General features: G+C 69.2%; 22 protein-coding genes. 14 read left to right on the top strand and 8 right to left on the bottom strand.

Features of this window, described 5'->3' with window-relative positions; genetic code table 11:
- The first annotated feature begins 84 nt into the window (after nt 1-84).
- The 4 genes from rpmB to ACTJKK_RS15220 all read left to right on the top strand — a co-directional run bounded on the left by rpmB (nt 85) and on the right by ACTJKK_RS15220 (nt 1,893).
- Nucleotides 85-321, top strand: a complete 237-nt coding sequence (gene rpmB / locus ACTJKK_RS15235) for a 50S ribosomal protein L28 (protein ID WP_017203559.1) — start codon at nt 85-87, stop codon at nt 319-321.
- Nucleotides 321-491, top strand: coding sequence for a 50S ribosomal protein L33 (gene rpmG, locus ACTJKK_RS15230; protein WP_046014935.1), 171 nt, complete (start codon nt 321-323; stop codon nt 489-491). The genes rpmB and rpmG overlap by 1 nt, the downstream gene beginning before the upstream one ends.
- Nucleotides 492-494: 3 nt before the next feature.
- Complete coding sequence (gene rpsN / locus ACTJKK_RS15225) at nt 495-800, top strand: 30S ribosomal protein S14 (protein ID WP_017829734.1); 306 nt, start codon at nt 495-497, stop codon at nt 798-800.
- A 457-nt stretch (nt 801-1,257) separates the two neighbouring features.
- Nucleotides 1,258-1,893 carry an endonuclease domain-containing protein gene (locus ACTJKK_RS15220; protein WP_440748593.1) on the top strand — a complete coding sequence of 212 codons (636 nt, stop codon included), beginning with the start codon at nt 1,258-1,260 and terminating at the stop codon, nt 1,891-1,893.
- A gap of 95 nt (nt 1,894-1,988) precedes the next feature.
- Here the strand turns inward: ACTJKK_RS15220 and ACTJKK_RS15215 are convergent, their stop codons facing one another.
- A complete protein-coding gene (locus ACTJKK_RS15215; RefSeq protein ID WP_440748592.1) occupies nt 1,989-2,816 on the bottom strand; it encodes an alpha/beta hydrolase in 828 nt (275 codons plus the stop codon).
- Between the two features lie 136 nt (nt 2,817-2,952).
- On the opposite strand from ACTJKK_RS15215, the gene ACTJKK_RS15210 reads away from it, so the two are divergent.
- The 4 genes from ACTJKK_RS15210 to ACTJKK_RS15195 all read left to right on the top strand — a co-directional run bounded on the left by ACTJKK_RS15210 (nt 2,953) and on the right by ACTJKK_RS15195 (nt 6,584).
- A complete protein-coding gene (locus ACTJKK_RS15210; protein WP_247957140.1) occupies nt 2,953-3,534 on the top strand; it encodes a TetR/AcrR family transcriptional regulator in 582 nt (193 codons plus the stop codon).
- A gap of 196 nt (nt 3,535-3,730) precedes the next feature.
- Entirely contained in the window at nt 3,731-4,018 is a 288-nt protein-coding gene (locus ACTJKK_RS15205; protein WP_247624225.1) for an HU family DNA-binding protein, read from the top strand.
- A gap of 120 nt (nt 4,019-4,138) precedes the next feature.
- Entirely contained in the window at nt 4,139-6,151 is a 2,013-nt protein-coding gene (locus ACTJKK_RS15200) for a cytochrome c oxidase assembly protein (RefSeq protein WP_247633567.1), read from the top strand.
- 22 nt (nt 6,152-6,173) lie between these two features.
- Nucleotides 6,174-6,584: an SMI1/KNR4 family protein gene (locus tag ACTJKK_RS15195; protein WP_440748591.1), complete on the top strand. Its 411-nt coding sequence runs from the start codon at nt 6,174-6,176 to the stop codon at nt 6,582-6,584.
- 52 nt (nt 6,585-6,636) lie between these two features.
- Here the strand turns inward: ACTJKK_RS15195 and ACTJKK_RS15190 are convergent, their stop codons facing one another.
- Nucleotides 6,637-7,707 (bottom strand): hypothetical protein, encoded by a 1,071-nt coding sequence (locus ACTJKK_RS15190; protein WP_440748590.1) that lies wholly within the window; start codon nt 7,705-7,707, stop codon nt 6,637-6,639.
- 115 nt (nt 7,708-7,822) lie between these two features.
- Between ACTJKK_RS15190 and ACTJKK_RS15185 the strand changes: the two genes are divergently transcribed.
- Nucleotides 7,823-9,217 carry an ATP-dependent DNA helicase gene (locus ACTJKK_RS15185; protein WP_440748589.1) on the top strand — a complete coding sequence of 465 codons (1,395 nt, stop codon included), beginning with the start codon at nt 7,823-7,825 and terminating at the stop codon, nt 9,215-9,217.
- Nucleotides 9,218-9,314: 97 nt separating this feature from the next.
- Here ACTJKK_RS15185 and ACTJKK_RS15180 read toward each other — a convergent pair whose 3' ends face one another.
- The gene (locus ACTJKK_RS15180; RefSeq protein WP_247624229.1) at nt 9,315-9,962 is read right to left on the bottom strand and encodes a heme oxygenase (biliverdin-producing); all 648 of its coding nucleotides are present in this window, start codon (nt 9,960-9,962) and stop codon (nt 9,315-9,317) included.
- Nucleotides 9,963-10,016: 54 nt separating this feature from the next.
- On the bottom strand, nt 10,017-10,331 hold the full coding sequence (locus ACTJKK_RS15175; RefSeq protein ID WP_247633570.1) for a DUF2470 domain-containing protein: 315 nt from the start codon (nt 10,329-10,331) through the stop codon (nt 10,017-10,019).
- A gap of 97 nt (nt 10,332-10,428) precedes the next feature.
- Between ACTJKK_RS15175 and ACTJKK_RS15170 the strand changes: the two genes are divergently transcribed.
- A complete protein-coding gene (locus tag ACTJKK_RS15170; protein WP_440748588.1) occupies nt 10,429-11,712 on the top strand; it encodes a serine hydrolase domain-containing protein in 1,284 nt (427 codons plus the stop codon).
- Between the two features lie 20 nt (nt 11,713-11,732).
- Here ACTJKK_RS15170 and ACTJKK_RS15165 read toward each other — a convergent pair whose 3' ends face one another.
- Nucleotides 11,733-11,957 (bottom strand): multidrug transporter, encoded by a 225-nt coding sequence (locus tag ACTJKK_RS15165; protein WP_247633572.1) that lies wholly within the window; start codon nt 11,955-11,957, stop codon nt 11,733-11,735.
- Nucleotides 11,941-13,311 carry an APC family permease gene (locus ACTJKK_RS15160; protein WP_440748587.1) on the bottom strand — a complete coding sequence of 457 codons (1,371 nt, stop codon included), beginning with the start codon at nt 13,309-13,311 and terminating at the stop codon, nt 11,941-11,943. Before ACTJKK_RS15160 ends, ACTJKK_RS15165 begins: the two co-directional genes overlap by 17 nt.
- Nucleotides 13,312-13,488: 177 nt before the next feature.
- Between ACTJKK_RS15160 and ACTJKK_RS15155 the strand changes: the two genes are divergently transcribed.
- Together ACTJKK_RS15155 and ACTJKK_RS15150 are read left to right on the top strand one after the other, a co-directional pair.
- Complete coding sequence (locus ACTJKK_RS15155) at nt 13,489-14,139, top strand: MIP/aquaporin family protein (protein ID WP_440748586.1); 651 nt, start codon at nt 13,489-13,491, stop codon at nt 14,137-14,139.
- Nucleotides 14,140-14,300: 161 nt separating this feature from the next.
- The gene (locus tag ACTJKK_RS15150) at nt 14,301-14,969 is read left to right on the top strand and encodes a GOLPH3/VPS74 family protein (RefSeq protein WP_440748585.1); all 669 of its coding nucleotides are present in this window, start codon (nt 14,301-14,303) and stop codon (nt 14,967-14,969) included.
- A gap of 13 nt (nt 14,970-14,982) precedes the next feature.
- Here the strand turns inward: ACTJKK_RS15150 and xylB are convergent, their stop codons facing one another.
- Nucleotides 14,983-16,269, bottom strand: a complete 1,287-nt coding sequence (gene xylB, locus ACTJKK_RS15145) for a xylulokinase (RefSeq protein WP_440748584.1) — start codon at nt 16,267-16,269, stop codon at nt 14,983-14,985.
- 8 nt (nt 16,270-16,277) lie between these two features.
- Entirely contained in the window at nt 16,278-17,465 is a 1,188-nt protein-coding gene (gene xylA / locus ACTJKK_RS15140) for a xylose isomerase (protein WP_247624237.1), read from the bottom strand.
- A 119-nt stretch (nt 17,466-17,584) separates the two neighbouring features.
- On the opposite strand from xylA, the gene ACTJKK_RS15135 reads away from it, so the two are divergent.
- Both ACTJKK_RS15135 and ACTJKK_RS15130 read left to right on the top strand, forming a co-directional pair.
- The gene (locus ACTJKK_RS15135; protein WP_440748583.1) at nt 17,585-18,757 is read left to right on the top strand and encodes an ROK family transcriptional regulator; all 1,173 of its coding nucleotides are present in this window, start codon (nt 17,585-17,587) and stop codon (nt 18,755-18,757) included.
- Nucleotides 18,758-19,036: 279 nt separating this feature from the next.
- Nucleotides 19,037-20,035, top strand: a complete 999-nt coding sequence (locus ACTJKK_RS15130) for a LacI family DNA-binding transcriptional regulator (protein ID WP_440748582.1) — start codon at nt 19,037-19,039, stop codon at nt 20,033-20,035.
- Nucleotides 20,036-20,101 lie beyond the last annotated feature (66 nt).

The raw sequence follows: 20,101 nt of genomic DNA, 5'->3' as shown, positions 1-20,101 counted from the left end.
GCTGTTCGTCCCGAGGGGCGGATGGCGTGCAGACAAGGGATCTTGGGTGGGGCCGTCCGGCCTCACGGTATAGAAGGAGTCATCATGGCAGCAGTGTGCCAGGTGACCGGAGCTGTTCCCGGTTTCGGTCACAACGTCTCGCACTCGCACCGCCGGACGAAGCGTCGCTTCGACCCGAACGTGCAGAAGAAGACCTATTTCGTTCCGTCGCTCGGTCGTAAGATCACGCTCAACGTGTCCGCCAAGGGCATCAAGGTGATCGACGTCCGCGGCATCGAGAACGTGGTCAAGGACCTCCAGGCGAAGGGTGTGAAGCTCTAATGGCCAAGAAGGCTCAGGACGTACGTCCGATCATCAAGCTGCGTTCGACGGCGGGTACGGGTTACACGTACGTGACCAAGAAGAACCGCCGCAACACCCCCGACCGCCTCGTGCTCAAGAAGTACGACCCGGTCGTCCGCAAGCACGTCGAATTCCGAGAGGAGCGTTGATCAATGGCTAAGAAGAGCAAGATCGCTCGCAACGAGCAGCGCAAGGTCATCGTCGAGCGTTACGCCGAGCGTCGCGCCGAGCTGAAGAAGACCCTGGTCGACCCGAACGCCACCGACGAGGCCCGCGAGGCCGCACGCGTCGGCCTGCAGAAGCTGCCGCGCAACGCGTCGCCGGCTCGCGTGCGTTCGCGTGACGTCATCGACGGCCGCCCCCGCGGTGTCCTCACGAAGTTCGGCATCTCGCGTGTCCGCTTCCGTGACATGGCGCACCGTGGCGAGCTGCCCGGCGTGACCAAGTCCAGCTGGTAAGTAGCATTTTCGGTCCCTGAGTTCGTCGAGGGGTCCGGAAGGGGCGAGGATCTTCGGATCCTCGCCCCTTCTGCGTGTGTGGGGTGGTGCTGGGCGACGCGATGGGCGGACTTCTCCGCGTAGGCGGATGCTTGGAGCCCAAACCTCCGCCCTACGGTGAGTTCTCCGCCCGACGTGTTGCTCTCCACATCTCGTGCGAGCGGCTGCATGTCCACAGAACCCGGCGTTGGTGCCCCTCGCGACGGTGCGCGACGGGCATCCTCAACGGATGCATGCGGTGAGAGAGGTCGTTGCGCGAGGGGGCATCGCCCGAATCTCGACGCTGCGTCTGGCTGGCGTCACGGAGCATTCGTTGAGGCAGGCGATCCGTAGTGCGTCGTTGATCTCGGCGTGCCGCGGCTGGGTGGCGCGCCCGGATTGCGATCCGATGCTCATCGCGGCGGCGAGGCGCGGTGTGGTGCTGAGTTGCATCACACTCGCGGCGCGTCGGGGGCTCTGGGTCTCGAGCGCAGACGGCGTGCACGTCGCCGCTCCTCCGGCATCAGGCCACGCGGGCGCAGTCCAGGGTGTCGTGCACTGGAGCAAGCCGCTCTTCCTCCGAGATCCGGAGGTGCTCGAGGATTCGATCGAGAATGCGCTGGTCCTCATCGCGCGCTGTCAGCCGTATGAAGATGCGCTCGCGACCTGGGAGTCCGCGCTGCGGATGCGGGTGGTCGACCCGGACGCGCTCGCCCGGGTGCGTCTGCCTCCGGCGGCGCGTCGGCTGCTCGCGGATGCGACGCCGTTCGCGGATGCCGGAACCGAGACGATCTTCCGCACTCGGCTCGCATGGTTGCGGCTTCCCATCACGCCTCAGGTGTGGCTGTTCTGTCATCGCGTGGACTTCGTGATCGGCGAGCGTCTCGTGATTCAGATCGATGGCGGTCACCACGTCGGGGTGCAACGATCGCGAGACATCGCCCACGACACCGAACTGATGCTGCGCGGCTACCACGTCATCCGGATCGGGTACGACCAGCTCATGAACCAGTGGGCATCGGTTCAGGCCCAGATCCTCGCCGCCGTGGCCCAGCGGCTCCACCTTGCGTCATGAGTCGGGCGGAGAACTCCCGGTTGGGCGGAGGATTAAGGGCCTATTCTCCGCCCAACCGGGAGTTCTCCGCCCAACGGGGTGCGGGGCCGCACCCCTCACGCCACGGATGCCTCGGCGTGCTGCACCGCCCAGGCGAGGGCGTGGTCGGCGATCTGCTCCCAGCCGTCCTGGCTGACGAGGCGGTGGGTGCGTCCGGGGTACTCGATGTAGTCGACGATCGCGGGGCTGCCCGAGGCGCGGTACTTCTTCTCGATCGCCCGCACGATGGCCGGGGGCACGACGTGGTCGATCTCGCCGGCGATGAGCAGCAGCGGAGCACGGTCGGCGCGGGCGTAGTCGACGTGCGTGACGCCGCCCTTCTCGTTGAGCACCGAGGTCACGCCCTCGAAGAACACCCGGTTGTACGAGTTGACGGCGTATTCCTCGCACAGGGCGTCGGATGCCGCGCGCGACAGGTCGTTGCCGAAGGTGAAGTGGAAGTGGCGCTTCGAGAGGGGCTTGGCGCCGTTGCGCCCGAAGGGGTTGGAGAGGATCGGCGTACCGGTCCAGAGGGTCGAGAGGGGGAGGGCGGTGACGCCGGCGGTCTGTCCGGGAGCGACGCCCACGTAGGCGGCGCCGAGGCCGCGGTCGGCGAGCATCTGCGTGAGCACGCCGCCGAAGGAGTGGCCCATGATGATCGGCTTCACGGGGAGTGCGCGGATGATGCGCTCGTAGTTGTCGGCGATCTGCTTCAGGCCGATGCCCTTGAGTGCCGAGGGGTCGCGGCGGATGTCGTCGACGGCGCGGTCGTCGATGCCGGGCCATCCGGGAACGATGACCTCGTGGCCCTGTGCGCGGAAGCGCTCGGCCCACGTGTTCCAGCTCTTCGGGGTCATCCAGAGTCCGTGGATGAGGACGATGGGGGTCTTGTCGGTGCTGTTCATGATCTTCTCCTGTGTTCGGTCCTGCGGGGTGGAAGTGCGTTACGCTGATAGTAGACCGAACGTTCTATCTACCGCAAGGTATTCCCGAGAATCGAGAAATCGACGAACGGATGCCACGATGAGGGGAGGACCCACCATGAGCACCGACACCACGAAGCGCCCGAGCCCCGCCCGCGCACGCCTGATCGAGGCCGCCACGCGCCTCTTCTACGAGGAGGGCATCCACGCGGTCGGCGTCGACCGCGTGATCGCCGAGGCCGAGGTCACGCGCGCCACGCTGTACAAGCAGTTCGGCGGCAAGGAGAACCTCGTGCTCGCCTACCTCGAGAACGAGGATCGGATGCTGCGCGACATGTTCGCCGAGGCGGGATCCGCCGTCACCGACCCCACGCGGCTCATCGACGCCGTCATCGACGGCATCGTCGCCGACATCCGCCTGCGGCACACCCGCGGCTGCCCGTTCATCAACGCCGCAGCCGAGTACCCCGACGGCGAAGGACCCGTACGCACGATGATCGACGAGCACCGCGAGTGGTTCCGAAGCACCCTCGAACAGGTCGCCGGAGCGGCCGGTCTCGAGCGGCCGGCCGAGGTCGCGGCCTCGCTCGTGCTGCTCCGCGACGCCGCTCTGGTCGGCGGATACCTCGACGGAGACGACCGCGTATCGCCCGCTTTCGAGCGCACGGCGCAGGCCGTGATCGCGGCGCACCGGCCCTGAAAAGCGTCGGGACACGCCCGAAAACCTGTGACTGGAGTGACAAAAGTCGTGCAACACGCCCAATAAATGACCAAAACCCGCGAAATGACGCGGAAATGGGGGTGGTCATTGATACATTCAAGGCGGTCACTCGACCAGGGGCATCCGCCCCGATCCACACAACGATGCGACGAGATCCTCGTCGCTGGAGGATGACATGGCTGACAAGTCCATCACCAAGACCGAGCTCGTCGCGAGCATCGCCAGCGCCACCGGCCAGAGCCAGGCCACCGTCTCGGGTGTCCTCGACGCGCTGTTCTCCACGGTCTCCGACGCCGTTGCCAAGGGCAGCAAGGTCTCGATCCCGGGCTGGATCTCGTTCGAGCAGGTCGACACCGCCGCTCGCACCGGCCGCAACCCGCAGACCGGCGCCGAGATCAAGATCCCGGCCGGCAAGCGCGTCAAGGTGACCGCTGGTTCCAAGCTGAAGGCAGCCGTCAAGTAAGACGCTTCCTGTCGAAGGCCGCCGCCCCTCGGGGTGGCGGCCTTCTGCGTTCCCGGCAGAGCGCCTGCGGCATCCAGCGCCACGTCAGCCGGTACGGATGCCGCGGCTTAGGCTGGAGGGGTGAACACCCGCGCCGCGACGACCCGATCGAGCGCGTCGGCCTACCGCCTCGCCGGCATCGGAATCCTCGCCGTCGCCGCGATCGTCGGCGTCGTCGCCGCATTGATCGTCGGCGGGGGAGCGGCACCCCTGCTGCTGCAGGATCCCGGCCCCTTCGTCATGTGGGCGACCCCGATCGTCAAGCTCACGATGAACGTCGCGGCCGCCGCGATGCTCGGCTCGCTCGTGCTCGCCCTGTTCGCGCTCAAGAGCGGCGAGAAGCCGTTCGACACGGCCCTCAACATCGCCTCGATCGGTGCGGCGGTCTTCACGATCTCGGCGGGGTTCACCGCGTTTCTCACGTTCATGGCCGCGTTCAACCCGCAGCTCAGCATCGAGCGCGAGTTCGGCGCACAGCTCGGCCGCTACCTGCTCGAGACGGCCCTGGGGCAGTCGTGGTTGATCACGACCATCTTCGGTTCCGTGATCACGGTGCTCGCCTTCGCCTGGCGCACCTGGACGCCGACGCTCATCACGGCGCTCCTGGCCGCGGCATCCTTCCTCCCCCTCGCCACGCAGGGGCACTCGGGCGACCTCGCCGGCCACACGGTCGCGGTCAACTCGATCCTGCTGCACACGATCGGCGCCGCGGTGTGGCTCGGCGGTCTGCTGCTGATCGTGCTGCTGCGCGGACGCGACGGCGTCGACGGTGCGCAGCTCGTGCGACGCTACTCGTCGCTCGCGATCGCCGCGTTCTTCGTCGTCGCGATCTCGGGCGTCGCCCGCTCGGTCGTCGCCCTCGGTGACTGGAGCCAGCTCGCGACGCCGTACGGCGCGATCCTGCTCGCCAAGGTCGTGCTCCTGGGCGGTATGGGCCTGCTCGGCGCCTGGTACCGCGCGCGTCTGATCCCGAAGCTCGACGGCCCCCGGGCATCCGCCTGGTTCTGGATGCTGGTGCTCTGCGAGGTCGCCCTCATGGGGCTCGCCTCGGGTGCTGCCGCGGCCCTCGCCCGCACGCCCCCGCCGACCGGTGAGGAGGCCGCGTTCGCGCAGACCCCCGCCGAGGTGCTGACACGCTCGAACGTGCCGCCGGAGTTCACCCTCGACCGTTGGTTCACCTCGTGGGACCTCGACATCCTGTGGCTCGTCGCCGCCGGGTTCGGGCTCTTCCTCTACATCGCCGGCGTCATCCGTCTGCAGCGCCGCGGCGACCGCTGGCCGATCCACCGCACCGTCTTCTGGGTGCTCGGGATGCTGCTGCTGGTCTGGGTCACCTGCGGCCCGATCAACGCGTACCAGGAGTACCTGTTCAGCGTGCACATGCTCGGGCACATGATGCTGTCGATGGCGATCCCGCTGCTGCTGGTGTCGGGTGCCCCGGTGACCCTCGCGCTGCGCGCGATCCACAAGCGCGACGACGGCACGCGCGGCGGCCGCGAATGGATCCTCTGGGCGGTGCACTCGCCGTTCTCGAAGGTGGTCACGCATCCGTTCGTCGCGGCGGGCATCTTCATCCTGTCGCTGTGGGCGTTCTACTTCACCGACCTCGTGCGCTGGTCGATGTTCGAGCACCTCGGGCACGAGTGGATGGTCATCCACTTCCTCATCTCGGGCTACCTCTTCGTGCTGACGCTCATCGGCGAGGACCCCATCCCGTACCGCCTGCCGTATCCGGGCCGGCTCATCACCCTGATCGCCATCATGGCCATGCACGCGTTCTTCGGCGTCGCGATCATGATGCAGGAGGGCCTCATGGTCGCCGACTGGTTCGGCTCGATGGGCCGCACCTGGGGGCCCGACCCGATGGACGATCAGTACATCGGCGGCGGCGTGGCCTGGTCGATCGGCGAGATCCCCACGCTCATCCTCGCCATCACCGTCGCGATCCAGTGGAGCCGCAGCGACACCAAGCTGCAGAAGCGCCGCGACCGTCACGCCGACCGCACCGGAGACGCGGAGCTCGAGGAGTACAACGCCAAGCTCGCCCGCATCGCCGAGCGCGACCGTCAGAACGCCGAGGCCGGGCGCAGCTGAGCTCGGCACATACACTGGCCGGATGAAAGCCAGACTGTCGCCGCTCCTGCGAGGTGATTCACTCAATGGTGACGCCCTCGCCGTGTCCGACATCGAGAGAATCGAACGTGCGATCGGTATCGCGCTGCCGGCTGACTTCGTCCAGTTTCTTCTTGTCGGTGACGGCTACGGTGGGCCCGTCGGAAACACCGGGAACGACGTCTATCTATGGACAGGCGACGAGATCATCGCTGGAGGTTATGACGGGCCGCGGGATGCGGGCGTAGTGCTCATCGGCTCGAACGGCGGGTCCACGGGGTTCGGGATCATCAACGCTGATCGGACTCGTTTCGTGTCCATCCCGTTGGCTTCCGACGATCTCGATGAGATTCGTGAGCTCGGCGGCACTTTCGAGGAGTTTCTCCGCGCAATCGCCGACGGCGAGGGCTGGTGAAAGCACGCAGGGACCGAGCAAGGCGACCCGCGGGCCCGCCCCCACCCGCCGACTAGCCGGCCGGGGCGTCCTCGGGCGAACCGACACGGATCGACGCCGTGCCGTCGGCGAGGATCACGATCGTCCCGTTGACCTGGAACGGCACGTCCTCCGACACCGTCTGGATCGACCCGTCGAACAGGGAACGGATCTCGACCTCGACGTGGGCCACGGCATCCGTCGGCGGAATCCGCCACTGCGAACCGTCGGGCTCGACGGTCACCGTCGGCTGCGTGACGATCGACCACGCGGGCAGGGTGGCGATGCGGTTCTTGACCTCCATGCCGAAGGGGCAGGCGGTCGGCTGCAGCACCTCCTGCGAGGTGCAGCTCGTCAGATACTCCTCGACCCGCTCCTGCACGACCGAGAGGAACTCCGCGGTGGGCGTCGTCTGCACGTCGAGCGGGGTGGTGGCGAGGGGCGTGTCGGCGAGCACGCCGATGCCCGACGACTCCGAGATGGCGGTGTCGACCGTCACCGCGTACAGGCCCGGGGTGAAGACGAGCAGCGGCAACGGGTCGAGGGGAGCGGCGTCCATCCCTGCGGCCGAGACCTGCCGTCGGTCGACCGCGAAGCCGTTGACCGAGAACTGGTCGGCACCGCGGAGCGTGAGATCGACGACGGCGAGCGGGCTGTCGTCGAACCGCCAGCGCGGGGCCACGCCCTCCCAGCCGTCCTGGGTGACGGTGAACGTCGTCTTTCCGGGGTGACCGGAGGCCGAGTAGCCGACGGTCACCGCGAAGCCGTCGTCGACGGCCTTCTCGGACTCGATGCGCACGTCGGTGAGCGGAGCGAGCGCCGCGTGGCGCAGCAGGGCCTCGGATGCCGTGGGTGAGAGTCCCGCGTCATCCAGGGTCTCGCGGTCGACGGCGACGCCCGGAACGCGCAGTGCGTCGGCGGCGCGGCCGGAGGACAGCAGGTCGAGGTAGCGGGTGACGAACGCGGACGGACTGTAGTAGTCCTTGTAGAGCACGGCTCCGCCGGCGCCGAGGGCCGCGATCAGGACGATGCCGACGAGGGCGAGGATCGTGAGATCGACCCCCACGCGCGCGCGCTTGCGCGCCGAAGACTCCACCCCGTCCATGGGGTCAGTCTAGGGAAGCGTCCTGGGACGAAGCCGAGCGCCGACACCTCGCGTCGCGCGGCGAGCCGTAGCATGGTGGGGCGCCCGCATCCGTCCGTCTTCCTCTGCGAGAACCGTGTCCCTTCCTGCCCTGTCCGAAGAACAGCACGAGCTCTTCCGACTCATCGAGGACACGAACGAGCACGTCTTCATCACCGGGCGCGCGGGCACCGGCAAGTCGACGCTGCTGCAGTACTTCGCCTGGAACACCAAGAAGCAGATCGCGATCTGCGCGCCGACCGGCGTCGCGGCGCTGAACGTCGAAGGACAGACGATCCACTCGCTGTTCCGGCTGCCGATCGGCCTCATCGCCGACGGCGACATCGATCAGAACGACGCGACCCGGCGCATCCTCAACGCGATCGAGACGCTCGTCATCGACGAGATCTCGATGGTCAACGCCGACCTCATGGATGCCATCGATCGTTCGCTGCGTCAGGCGCGCGGGCGTCGGGGCGAGCCGTTCGGCGGGGTGCAGGTCGTGATGTTCGGCGACCCGTACCAGCTGGCGCCCGTGCCGCCCCGCGGCGACGAGGCCCGCTACGTCAAGGACCACTACCGCTCGTTCTGGTTCTTCGATGCGCACGTGTGGGCCGGCACCGGCGGCGGCGAAGGCTCCTCCGACCAGGACGGTCTGTTCGCCGTCGACACCCGCGCCGAGCTGCACGTGCGAGAACTCGTGCAGATCCACCGGCAGTCCGACGACGGCTTCAAGGCGATGCTGAACGCCGTGCGCTACGGGCGGGTCACCGCCGAGATCGCGGGCGTGCTCAACACGCAGGGCGCGCGCACCCCTCCCGACCCCGAGCCCGGGGAAGTGCCGATGATCACCCTCGCCACCCGCAACGACATCGTGAACGGCATCAACAGCCGCCACCTCGCCGCGCTCCCGGGCAAGGAGCAGACCGCACGGGCGGAGGTCAGCGGTGACTTCGGCCGCGGCGAGGCGTCGCTGCCGGCGGAGTCGGAGCTCAAGCTCAAGGTCGGCGCGCAGGTCATGTTCCTGCGCAACGACACCGCCATGTCGGGGGAGCCGCCGCGGTGGGTCAACGGCACGATCGGCACGGTGCTGCGCATTCTCGGCGGTGCGGTGCGCGTCGACATCGACGGCGAGGAGGTCGACGTCGAGCCGGCGGTCTGGGAGCGTTTCCGGTACGCCTACGACCAGAACACCAAGAAGCTCAGCCGTGACGTGGTGGCCGAGTTCACGCAGTTCCCGCTGCGGCTGGCGTGGGCGGTCACGATCCACAAGTCGCAGGGCAAGACCTACGATCGCGCCGTGATCGACCTCGGATCCGGGGCGTTCGCCCCCGGACAGACGTACGTCGCCCTGAGCCGCCTCACCTCGCTCGACGGCCTGTACCTGTCCCGCGCGCTGCGTCCGAGCGACATCCGCGTCGACGAGGACGTGCGGCGGTTCATGCGCGAGGCCTGGATCGCGCGTTCGACGCCCGAGATCCCGAAGGCCTGACCCTTCGTCTCGCTGCGCTCGCTCAGGGGCCGGTTCCGAATGAGACCCGGTTCCTGAGCGAGGAGCGCAGCGACGAGACGAAGGGCGCCCCAAGGACCTACGCCGCGGCGCGGGCCCGGTCGAGGTCTTCGAAGAGCTCGGTGTTGAAGCGGTAGGCGAGCAGCACCTCGTCGATGACGCGCTCGCGCTCGGCCTCGTCCCACGGGGCGGCGTCGAGCTGCTCGCGGTAGACGTCCTTGAAGGCCGCCGGGTCGGCGATGTCGTCGAAGAGGTAGAACCCGATGCCGTTGGTCTCGAAGCCGAAGCGGCGGGCCATCACGCGGCCGATGAAGATGCCGCCCGAGAGGTCGCCGAGATACCGGGTGTAGTGGTGGGCGACGAATCCGCCCGCCCAGGTCGCGCCGACCTGGTTGATGCGCTCGACGTAGCGCTGCGTGGTGGGCAGCGGCACGATCTGCGAACGCCAGTCGGCGCCGAGCAGGAACTCGAGATCGGCCTCGAGCGCGGGCAGGCGCGTGAGCTTGTCGCTGATGAAGACGGTGGCCACGGGGTCCTGGCGCATGCGGTCGCCGGCACCTTCGAGCGCCTCGTAGATGAAGTAGTGCTGGGCGACGAGCGAGATGTAGTCCTCGCGGGAGCCCTCGCCCTTCAGGAGGTCGGACATGAAGCCGGCGGTCTCGCTGCGGGAGTGCGATCCGGACGAGCGCTCGCGCAGGGCGGCGGAGAAGGAGAGGATCTCGGGCATGCCTTCAGTGTAAGGGCAGCCTTACCTTTGGCGAAACCCTGTGACGCCCCCGGATCAGGCGTGCGGACGGGGCTCGATGCCCAGCCGTTCGCAGGCCGCGTCGTAGAGCGCGACGATCTCCCGACGAACCTCGGGACGCTCGGTGATCGATCCGCCCGGCCACGCCACGACGAGCTCCGTGGTCTCGCCGGCACGGGTGACCTGCCAGGTGCCGCCGTCGCCGTCGAACCCGGTCATGACGGCATCCGTCACCTCGGCATCCGATGCCGTCGAGAACGCACGGGCGATGAGCAGGTTGTCGTCGGTGTGGTCGTCGTTCATGTGGTGCAGGACGGCGGCGGTCACGGCGTCATCGAAGATGTGGGGCACCAGATCACCATAGAACGTCGGCGGATGCCGGGGCTCGATGTCGTCTTTCAGGCTCGGCGCTCTAGAATCGGGAGACACATCTTCGGGGGTTTCCTACATGCAGCTTCTCTCGTCGCGCCGCTGGCGCGCCGCCGCGGCCAGTGCGGTCGTGCTCGGACTCGTCCTCACCGGATGCACCTCCGAAGACAGCTTCACCTACGAGCCTCCGGCGCAGGTCGACGGCGCTCTGCCCGACGACATGACCGCGCAGATGCAGGAGGCCGTCGACAACGCGATCCGCGCGTCGGGCTCGTCGGCCGCGATCGTCGGGGTCTGGGCCCCGTGGAGCGGCCAGTGGGTGACGGGCGTCGGCTCCCAGGAGCCCGGTGGTGAGACTCCGGTCGATGTCGACATGTCGTTCCGCATCGCCGATGTCACGCGCCTCATGACGTGCGACGTGCTCTACGCGCTCGCCGACGAGGGCACCGTCGACCTCGACGGCGCCGTTCCCGACTACGTGTCGGGCGTGCCCGACCTCGAGGACGTCACCCTCCTCGACCTCTGCAACGGCACCTCGGGCCTCGGCTCATCCGAGGAGAAGATCAAGGCGGAGTGGCTGAACACTCCAGACCGCGTGTGGGCTCCGCTCGAGCTGGCCGGCTTCGGCCTCGCCGCTCCGCGCACTCCCGTGGCGACGACGTACCGCGACTCCGACGCCGGGTACCTGTTGCTCGGTCTCGCGCTCGAGCGCGCCTCCGGGATGTCGGCGTCGCAGCTGATCGCCGAGTACGTGACCGAGCCGCTCGGTCTCGCGAACACGTCGCTCCCGCCCTCGACCTCCGCGACGCCGTCCACCGGCGACGTGCTCCAAGGCCACTACCTGAACCCGGTCGAGGGCGGTTTCGCGTGCAGCGCCCCCGTCGACATCACGAAGATGTCGTCGAGCTCGGGGTTCACCGATTCGGGTGCCGTCTCGACGATCGCCGACCTCGGCCGCTATGCGCAGGCCGAAGCCCGTCAGGTGCTGCGCACGAAGGAAGAGCCCGACCGCTTCGCCGCGCCGCTGCCCGCGTTCGACGGTGCCGAGTCCTGGTACCAGGCCACGGGTGGCGCGTTCCTGGTCGGTTCGATGGTCGGTCAGCACGGGTGGACTCCCGGTTACGCGACCGCCGCGTACTCCGACCCGGCGAGCGGATTCACCGTCGCCGTGGTGCTGAACAACTCGACCGCGGGTGCGGGTATCGCGCAGTCCCTGGCCTGGGAGCTCGCGGCCATCGGCTCGAAGGCTCCGGCCGCCGACGGCCAGACCGCTCCCGAGTTCGGTCTGCCGTTCACCGCCGAGCAGTATCGCGAAGCGGTCAACGCCGCCGCACTGCCGTGCGTCGAGCCGCCCGTCGAGTGATCTGAGCCCGAGAGCCGGGGCTACTCGCCGTCGGCTTCCGGCATCCCCGGGCCGGCGCCCGGTCGAACCTCGGCGTCGTCGCGGATGTCGATGCGCGTCGTGCCGTCGTGCTCGCTCACGTCGATGCGCGGAGCGGCATCGGCTTCGGTCGACTCGGGCGCCGACGTGAGCTGGTCGTGACGGTTCGCTTCGAAGTCCTCGCCGTCGTTCGCGCCGTCGTTCGCGGTGTCATTCTGCGTGCTCATGGGTGTTCTCCTCGGTGGGGTGGTGGGTGGTCGTATCGGCGCGTCGTCGCGCGAGGCGGGTGAGCAGGAAGAGCACGGCTCCGACGGCCAGCAGGATGGCGCCGAACAGCCAGACCTCGGGGCTCTGCTGCGTGAAGAGCAGGATGCACGACAGGATGCCGAGCACGGGGACGAACGTCCACACCCGGAAGTGCGGATGGTCGACCTTGTCGCGACGCAGCACCAGCACCGAGACGTTGGCGCTGAGGAACACGATCAGCAGGAGGAGCACGACCGTCGCGGCGAGCGTCTCGAGGTCGCCGACGAGGGTGAGGCCCATCGCGACCAGCGTGGTGACGAGGATCGCGACCCATGGCGTCTTGCGCTTCGGCAGCACACGCGAGAGCACGTCCGGCAGCAGCTTCTGCTCGGACATGCCGTAGGTCAGGCGGCTGACCATGATCATCGTGAGCAGTGCGCCGTTGGCGACGGCGATGAGAGCGATGAGGCTGAACAGCCAGGAGGGAATGCTGGCCCCGGCGGCCTCGACGACCGCGAGTAGGGGGCCGGAGGACTCCTGCAGCTCGGAGGCCGGCAGGGCGATCGAGCTCGCGAGACCGACCAGCACGTAGACGACGCCGGCGGTGAGGAGCGAGGCGAACAGTGCGCGCGGGTACGTGCGGCTGGGGTTCTTGACCTCTTCGATCATGTTCGCGGAGGTCTCGAAGCCGACGAAGGAGTAGTACGCGATCACGGCGCCGGCGAGCACGGCGAGTGCAGCGGGGGTGCCCTCCGGTGTCTCGACGACGCGGGAGGCATCGCCCCCGCCACCGAAGAAGAACACCGAGACGACGGCGATCACGATGACCAGACCGCTGAGCTCGATGGCGGTCATGACCAGGTTCGCTCCGAGGGATTCTCGGATGCCGCGGGCGTTGAGAAGCGCGACGACGGCGAGGAAGGCGATCGCCACGGGTGTGGTCGGCAGGTCGATGAAGGTGCCGAGGTAGTCGCCGGCGAACGCGATCGAGAGGCCGGCGGCGCTCACGACACCGGCGGCGAGCATGCTGAAGCCGACGAGGAACGAGATGACCGGACTGCGGAAAGCCCGCTCGGCGAAGACCGCGGCGCCACCGGCGCGCGGATACTTCGTGACGAGTTCGGCGTACGACCCTGCGGTGAGCAGCGCGAGCAGGAGTGCGACGAGCAGCGGTGCCCACAGCATCCCGCCGACCTTCTCGGACAGCACGCCCATGAGCGCGTAGATGCCGGCACCGAGGACATCGCCCAGGATGAAGGCGAACAGGAGTGGACCGGTGATCGCCCGCCGCAGTCGCGTCGGGGCTTCGGCCGCAGGGGCCTTTTCGGTTGTCATCCTCGGAACACTAGGGGCGCGGCAGCCGTCCGACGACGGGCTTGACAGGGTGAGATTCGTTCAGCGATTTCTCAGGAATGCCGCGCGTCGCGCGACACGCCCCGACGGGATGCCGATAGTTTTCAGCCGGCGATCCGGGGGGATCGCGCACCACCAGACTCGAGAAACGGAATCTCCATGACCGGTACGGCACGCAAGGCGGTCGCCGAAGGGCTCGCCACCTTCCTCTTCGTTCTCAGCATCATCGGCGCGGTCAACAGCGGCAGCGCGCTGACCCCGCTCGCGATCGGCTTCGCGCTCGCCGTGCTGATCTTCGCGACCGGGCACATCTCCGGCGCCCACCTCAACCCGGCCGTCACGGTCGGTGTCTTCGTGCGCGGCGGCCTCAGCGTCGCCGACCTGATCACCTACATCGTGGCTCAGGCCATCGGTGGCGTGCTCGCCGCGCTCGTCAGCGCCGTCTGGTGGGCGCCCGAGAAGGAGGCCATGGTCGTGCAGGTCGGTCCGGCGTTCCTCGTCGAAGCGATCTTCACGTTCTTCCTCGTGTACGTCGTGCTCAACGTGGCCACGGCCAAGGGCACCGCGGGCAACTCGTTTTACGGCCTCGCGATCGGTGGCGTGGTGTTCGTCGGTGCGACGACGGTCGGCTCGATCTCGGGCGGCGGCTTCAACCCGGCGGTCGCGCTCGGCCTCTCGGTCAGCGGTCACTTCGCCTGGAGCTCGCTGTGGCTCTACATCGTCGCCCCGATCGTCGGCGGCGCCCTCGCGGCCCTCGCGTTCCGTCTGCTCAACAGCGACGACGTGAAGAAGATCGCCGCGGCCGAGTAACTCGGGGCGGGCCCTTCGTCTCGCTGCGCTCGCTCAGGGACCGGAAGAAACCCGGTTCCTGAGCGAGGAGCGAAGCGACGAGACGAAGGGCCCTACCCCCTCCCACGGCATCCGCCTCACGGGGGATGCGGCGGGCGGATGCCGCGGCATACCGTGAGGTCATGCTGATCGTCGAGGAACTCCACCTGCTGCTGCTCCGGCCGGATGGTCGGGTCGAGTCGAGCGTGAGCACCAACCGCCTGTTCGGTGAGGTCGCGGCCGTGATCGTCGACCTCGTGCTGCATCATCGCGTGACCGTGGGGGAGGGCAAGAACCCCGCGATCACGATCGTCTCCGCCGAGCCGACCGGGCATCCGGTGCTCGACGCCGCGCTCTCCCGCCTCGCGCCGGTCAACGGCAAGAAGCTGCAGTCGCTCGTGATGCGATCGAAGCTCGATCCTCTCGACGAGGTCGCCGAATCCCTGGTCACGCAGGGGGTTCTGGCGCGGGGTGAGCGGGGTTTCTTCGGCTGGGGCGCCGAGCGCACTCCCGAGTCCGACCCCGGTCCCGAGACGCTGCTGCGTTCGCGTCTCGCCGCCGTGATCGCGGGAACGCTCGCGCCGACCCAGGCCGATCTCGCGCTGCTCGCGATCCTGCAGGGGATGAGTGCGGCGCATCCGCTGCTGCGCGACGAGGTGGGCCCGATCTCGTCGGGTCAGCTCAAGAAGCGCATCGAGCAGCTCACCGAGGGCAGCCCGACGGGCGATGCCGTCTCGCGCGCGGTCACCATGGTCATCTCGGCCGCGATGATGGCCGCGATGACCCCGGTCTTCGTCGCGACGATCACCTGACCCCGCCCGCGGGTCAATCCAGAACGGATGCCGCCTGCCGGGCCATGCCGACCGCGACGTACTCCGCCGCTTCGGGCACCTCGACCGGCAGCCCGAAGACCAGCGGCGCGATCTCCCGCACGGCACGGGACTGTGCGCCTCCGCCGACGAGCAGCACCCGATCGAGAGGGATGCCGAGCTCGCGGAGCGCGTCGAGACCGAAGCGCAGCCCGCCCAGCATCCCCTCGACCGCGGCCCGCGCCAGGTTCTCGCGCGTCGTCGAGGCGAGCGTCATGACGTTCAGGCTCGCGGTCGCCTCGGGCAGGTTGGGGGAGCGCTCGCCCTCGAAGTACGGCACGAGTTCGAGACCGCCCGCTCCGGGCGACGCCTCCAGCGCGAGGGTGCTCAATCCGTCGTGGTCCACGTCGAGCAGGCGCGCGATCACGTCGAGCACGCGTGCGGCGTTGAGGGTGCAGACGAGGGGCAGGTAGCCGTCGGCGGCATCCGCGAAGCCCGCCACGATCCCGCTCGGATCGGCGACGCCCCGGTCGGTCACCGCGAAGATCGTTCCCGAGGTGCCGATCGACACCACCACGTCGCCCGTCCGGGCACCGACGCCCAGGGCGACGGCAGCATTGTCGCCGGCACCGGGCGCGACGCGCCGGCCCGCGGCATCCGTCACCGATTCGCGGGCGCCGAGCACCCGCGGCAGCACGGCGTCGTGGCCGAGCGCGGCGACGAGAAGTTCGCGGTCGTACTCCCCGGTGCGGGGATTCCAGTAACCGGTGCCCGAGGCATCCGATCGGTCGGTCACCAGCTCCTCGAGGTCGGGCCGCTCCGGTCCGAAGCCGCGCAGTCGCCAGGTGAGCCAGTCGTGCGGCAGCGCGACGGCGGCGACGCGGGCGGCGTTGTCGGGTTCGTGATCGCGCAGCCAGCGCAGTTTCGTGATCGTGAACGACGCCACCGGTACAAGGCCGGTGCGATCGGCGAGGACGGATGCCCCGAACTCGCCGATCAGATCGTCGGCCGCCTGCGCGGAACGGGTGTCGTTCCACAGCAGCGCATCGCGGATGACGCGGCCCTCGGCGTCGAGCGCGACCATGCCGTGCTGCTGACCGCCGATGGCCCACGCCTCGATGTCGTCGAGGCCCCCGGCATCCGCGATCGCCTGCTGGAGCGCGACCCACCACGCCTCGGGATCGACCGACGTGCCGTCGGGGTGAGGGGCGCGGCCGGAGCGCACGATGGCACCCGTCACGGAGTCGACGACGACCACCTTGCAGGACTGGGTCGAGGAGTCGACCCCGAGGACGAGTGCCATCGCCGGACTCAGCGGGCGCCGAGCAGGTGCTCGGTGGCGAGCTGCTGCAGACGCACGAAGCCGAATCCCTTGCCGCCGAGGTACGCGTTCGCGTCGAAGTCCTCGTAGGCCGCGCGGTCGGCGAGCAGGTCGTCGTAGCTCTCGCCCTCGTTCAGGGTGGGCGTCGAGAGTTCGGCGACCTTCGCGGCGGCGAGCGCCTCCTGCACCTCGGGGTCGGCGCGGAAGGCCGCGGCGCGCTCCTTGAGCAGCAGGTAGGTGCGCATGTTGGCGGCGGCGCTGTCCCAGACGCCGGTCTCGTCCTCGGTGCGCGACGGCTTGTAGTCGAAGTGGCGGGGGCCGTCGTAGGCCGGAACCCCGCCGGGGCCGCCGTTCTCGAGCAGATCGACGAGCGAGAACGCGTTGTGCAGGTCGCCGTGGCCGAACACGAGGTCCTGGTCGTACTTGATGCCGCGCTGACCGTTGAGGTCGATGTGGAAGAGCTTGCCGTGGTACAGCGCCTGGGCGATGCCCGCGGTGAAGTTGAGGCCGGCCATCTGCTCGTGCCCGACCTCGGGGTTGACGCCCACGAGCTCGGGGCGCTCGAGGGAGTCGATGAACGCGATCGCGTGGCCGAGCGTCGGCAGCAGGATGTCGCCGCGGGGCTCGTTGGGCTTGGGCTCGATCGCGAAGCGGATGTCGTAGCCCTTGTCGGTGACGTAGTCGCCGAGCAGGTTGACGGCCTCGCGATAGCGTTCGAGAGCTGCGCGCACGTCCTTCGCCGAGTCGTACTCGGCGCCCTCGCGGCCACCCCACATCACGAAGGTCTTGGCTCCGAGCTCGGCGGCGAGATCGAGGTTGCGCAGCACCTTGCGCAGCGCGAAGCGGCGCACCTGGCGGTCGTTCGACGTGAAGCCGCCGTCCTTGAAGACGGGAGCGCTGAAGAGATTGGTGGTCACCATCGGCACCACGACGCCCGTGTCGGCGAGTGCGCCCTTCAGGCGGTCGATCTGGGTCTGGCGCTCGGCATCCGTCGATCCGAAGGCGAACAGGTCGTCGTCGTGGAAGGTGAGGCCGTAGGCGCCGAGCTCCGACAGCTTCTCGACGGCGTGCACGACGTCGAGCGCCGGGCGGGTGGGGCCGCCGAACGGGTCGGTGCCGTTGTAGCCGATGGTCCAGAGTCCGAACGAGAACTTGTCGGCGCGGGTGGGGGTGGGCATGATCGCTCCTCTGCGAGTGCTGCGGTGGTCTGCGGGGCCGGGCGGATGCCGCGGCGCAATAAGTTGTGATTCGCAACATAACCGATGACAGGCCGCATCCGCACCCCTAAAGTGGGAACGTGCCCCGTGACCTGACCACCCCGCGCTCCCGCGAAGCGAACCTCGCGCGGATCCTGTCGATCGTCCATCACGACGGCGCCCAGTCGCGATCGGCCCTCACCGAGGCCACCGGGCTCAACCGCTCCACGATCGCCGCCCTCGTCTTCGAACTCGCCGCCGCGGGACTCGTCGACGAGCGCCCGCCGGAATCCTCGTCGCGCGCCGGACGCCCCTCGCCGGTGGTCGCGCCCTCGGCATCCGTCGTCGCGATCAGCGTGCACCCCGAGGTCGACGCGGTCGAGATCGCCGCCGTCGCCCTCGACCGCCGCATCGTCGTGCGCGAGCGCATCGTCAACACGGCCACCCCGACCGCCGCCGAGGTCGCCGCGCTCGTCGCCGCCCGATTGGCGCACTGGCAGACGGATGCTCTGCTGCACAGCACCGTGATCGGCATCGGCGTCGCCGTGCCCGGGCTCGTGCGCACCGCCGACGGCGTCGTGCGCAACGCCCCGCACCTCGCCTGGACCGATGAACCTCTCGCCGCGCGGGTCGAGGAGCTCACCGGCATCCGCACCGCCGTCGACAACGATGCGACCCTCGGGGCGCTCGCCGAGCACCTCTTCGGCGCCGGCCGCGACATCGACGAACTCGTCTACCTCAACGGCGGCGCCTCGGGCATCGGCGGCGGGCTCGTGATCCACGGACGGGCCGCGACCGGGGCGAACGGCTACGCGGGGGAGTTCGGTCACAACCGCCCTCGCATCGACGACGACGCCGACCGCCGCACGTCCGACGGCGTGCTCGAAGAAGAGGTGAACCGGCGGCATCTGCTGGCGCTCCTCGGCCTCGACGACGCCGACGACGCCGCGCTCGCCGCAGCGCTCGATACGGCAGCCCTCCCCGCTGCCGAGGCCGAGGTCGCTCGGCAGGCCCGGGTGCTCGGCAGCGCTCTCGCCAACGCGGTGAACGTGCTCAACCCCGCAGTCGTCGTGCTGGGCGGATTCCTCGCGCTGCTCGACGACGCCGAGCACGACACCCTCGCGGCCGAGGTCTCGCGACTCGCGATGAGCGAGAGCGCCGAGGTCGTCGAGCTGCGCACCGCGGCCCTCGGCTCGGACCGGCTGCTCGTCGGCGCGGCCGAACTCGCGTTCCGCCCGCTGTGGACCGACCCCCTCGCCGTCGTCGCGGGGTAAGGCGCCACCTCCGGTACGGGGTCCTTGCCCGAAACCGGGTTCCTGAGCCTGTCGAAGGGCCCCGCCCCGGTTCATCACTCCGGAGAATCGCTGACGATTCGGCCGATTCGCTCGGTTCCGCCGAGATTCGGGCCGATTCTCCGGAGTTGTGCTCGCCGGGGCCCGGCCCTAACTCAGGACAAACTGCGGATTCGGGCCCCGAACCGGGGCTTTCGGATGCGTTTCGGCCCGATCGTCCTGAGTTAGGGACGGGATGCCGCGCCGCCTAGACTCCTCGACGTGGTGGACAACAGTGGGCGGGCGGTCGGAGTGCGCGATGTCGCCGCGCTCGCCGGAGTGTCTCGGCAGACCGTCTCGCGGGTGCTGAACGAGCATCCGGATGTCGCCGACGCCACGCGCGAGCGGGTCGAGAAGGCGATGGGCGAGCTCGGCTATCGCATGAACAACGCCGCCCGCGCCCTGGGCACGCGCCGGTCGCGCACGCTCGGGATCCTCGCCTCCGACGCCCTGCAGTTCGGTCCCTCGCGCAGCATCGCGGCGATCGAGGCATCCGCCCGCGCCGCCGGGTACTGGGTGAGCGCGGCCTTCGCGGATGCCGATGACGCGGCGTCGGTGTCGGCCGCGGTCGATCACCTCGTCGCCCAGGGAGTCGAGGGGATCCTCGTCGTCGCCCCGCACGCCCGCACGTTGCGGATGCTCGACACCGTCTCGGTCGGGGTTCCGATCGTGACCCTGCACTCGGCCGGCCACGACGCGCGCGGGGTCGGCGTCGACCAGGTCGCCGGTGCGCGGTTGGCGGTGGGGGCGCTGGCGGATGCCGGGCACACGCGCATCGCGCACCTCGCCGGACCTGCCGACTGGCTCGAGGCGGAGTCCCGTGCCGAGGGCTTCGCGGCCGAGCTCGCGGCCCGGGGGCTGGAGCCCGTGCTCACCGTGGTCGGTGACTGGACCGCGCGCGCCGGATTCGAGGCGGCGCAGGCGCTGCGCGACGCCGGAGCCACGGCGGTGTTCGCCGCGAACGACCAGATGGCGCTCGGGCTGATCGGCGCGCTGCACGCGGCAGGGGTCGCGGTGCCGGGGGAGATCAGCGTCGTCGGCTTCGACGATCTGCCGGAGGCGGCGTACGCCTGGCCGCGGTTGACGACGGTGCGGCAGGACTTCGACGAGCTCGCACGGCGGGCGGTCGCGGCGGTGATCGCCGCGGATGCCGCGGCATCCGCGGAGTCGATCGTGCCCGAACTCGTGATGCGCGACTCGATCGCGGCCCCGTCGGTCTGAGGCGTTTCTCGGGGCGGCCTTTCGACAGGCTCAGGGGCCCAGTTCCGACCACTGGGTTGCTGAGCA

This window comes from Microbacterium sp. 22179 (genome assembly GCF_052045715.1).
Taxonomy (GTDB): domain Bacteria; phylum Actinomycetota; class Actinomycetes; order Actinomycetales; family Microbacteriaceae; genus Microbacterium; species Microbacterium galbinum.
Note: the sequence above shows the minus strand (reverse complement) of the source record. Positions and strands in the feature narration are given on the sequence as shown.

Coding starts and splice junctions, on each gene's coding strand:
- rpmB (WP_017203559.1), top strand. CDS start 85: ATGGCAGCAGTGTGCCAGGTGACCGGAGCTGTTCCCGGTTTCGGTCAC.
- ACTJKK_RS15170 (WP_440748588.1), top strand. CDS start 10,429: ATGCAGCTTCTCTCGTCGCGCCGCTGGCGCGCCGCCGCGGCCAGTGCG.
- ACTJKK_RS15155 (WP_440748586.1), top strand. CDS start 13,489: ATGACCGGTACGGCACGCAAGGCGGTCGCCGAAGGGCTCGCCACCTTC.
- ACTJKK_RS15215 (WP_440748592.1), bottom strand. CDS start 2,816: ATGAACAGCACCGACAAGACCCCCATCGTCCTCATCCACGGACTCTGG.
- ACTJKK_RS15205 (WP_247624225.1), top strand. CDS start 3,731: ATGGCTGACAAGTCCATCACCAAGACCGAGCTCGTCGCGAGCATCGCC.
- xylB (WP_440748584.1), bottom strand. CDS start 16,269: ATGGCACTCGTCCTCGGGGTCGACTCCTCGACCCAGTCCTGCAAGGTG.
- ACTJKK_RS15190 (WP_440748590.1), bottom strand. CDS start 7,707: ATGGACGGGGTGGAGTCTTCGGCGCGCAAGCGCGCGCGCGTGGGGGTC.
- ACTJKK_RS15150 (WP_440748585.1), top strand. CDS start 14,301: ATGCTGATCGTCGAGGAACTCCACCTGCTGCTGCTCCGGCCGGATGGT.
- ACTJKK_RS15180 (WP_247624229.1), bottom strand. CDS start 9,962: ATGCCCGAGATCCTCTCCTTCTCCGCCGCCCTGCGCGAGCGCTCGTCC.
- ACTJKK_RS15210 (WP_247957140.1), top strand. CDS start 2,953: ATGAGCACCGACACCACGAAGCGCCCGAGCCCCGCCCGCGCACGCCTG.
- ACTJKK_RS15165 (WP_247633572.1), bottom strand. CDS start 11,957: ATGAGCACGCAGAATGACACCGCGAACGACGGCGCGAACGACGGCGAG.
- ACTJKK_RS15195 (WP_440748591.1), top strand. CDS start 6,174: ATGAAAGCCAGACTGTCGCCGCTCCTGCGAGGTGATTCACTCAATGGT.
- xylA (WP_247624237.1), bottom strand. CDS start 17,465: ATGCCCACCCCCACCCGCGCCGACAAGTTCTCGTTCGGACTCTGGACC.
- rpmG (WP_046014935.1), top strand. CDS start 321: ATGGCCAAGAAGGCTCAGGACGTACGTCCGATCATCAAGCTGCGTTCG.
- rpsN (WP_017829734.1), top strand. CDS start 495: ATGGCTAAGAAGAGCAAGATCGCTCGCAACGAGCAGCGCAAGGTCATC.
- ACTJKK_RS15160 (WP_440748587.1), bottom strand. CDS start 13,311: ATGACAACCGAAAAGGCCCCTGCGGCCGAAGCCCCGACGCGACTGCGG.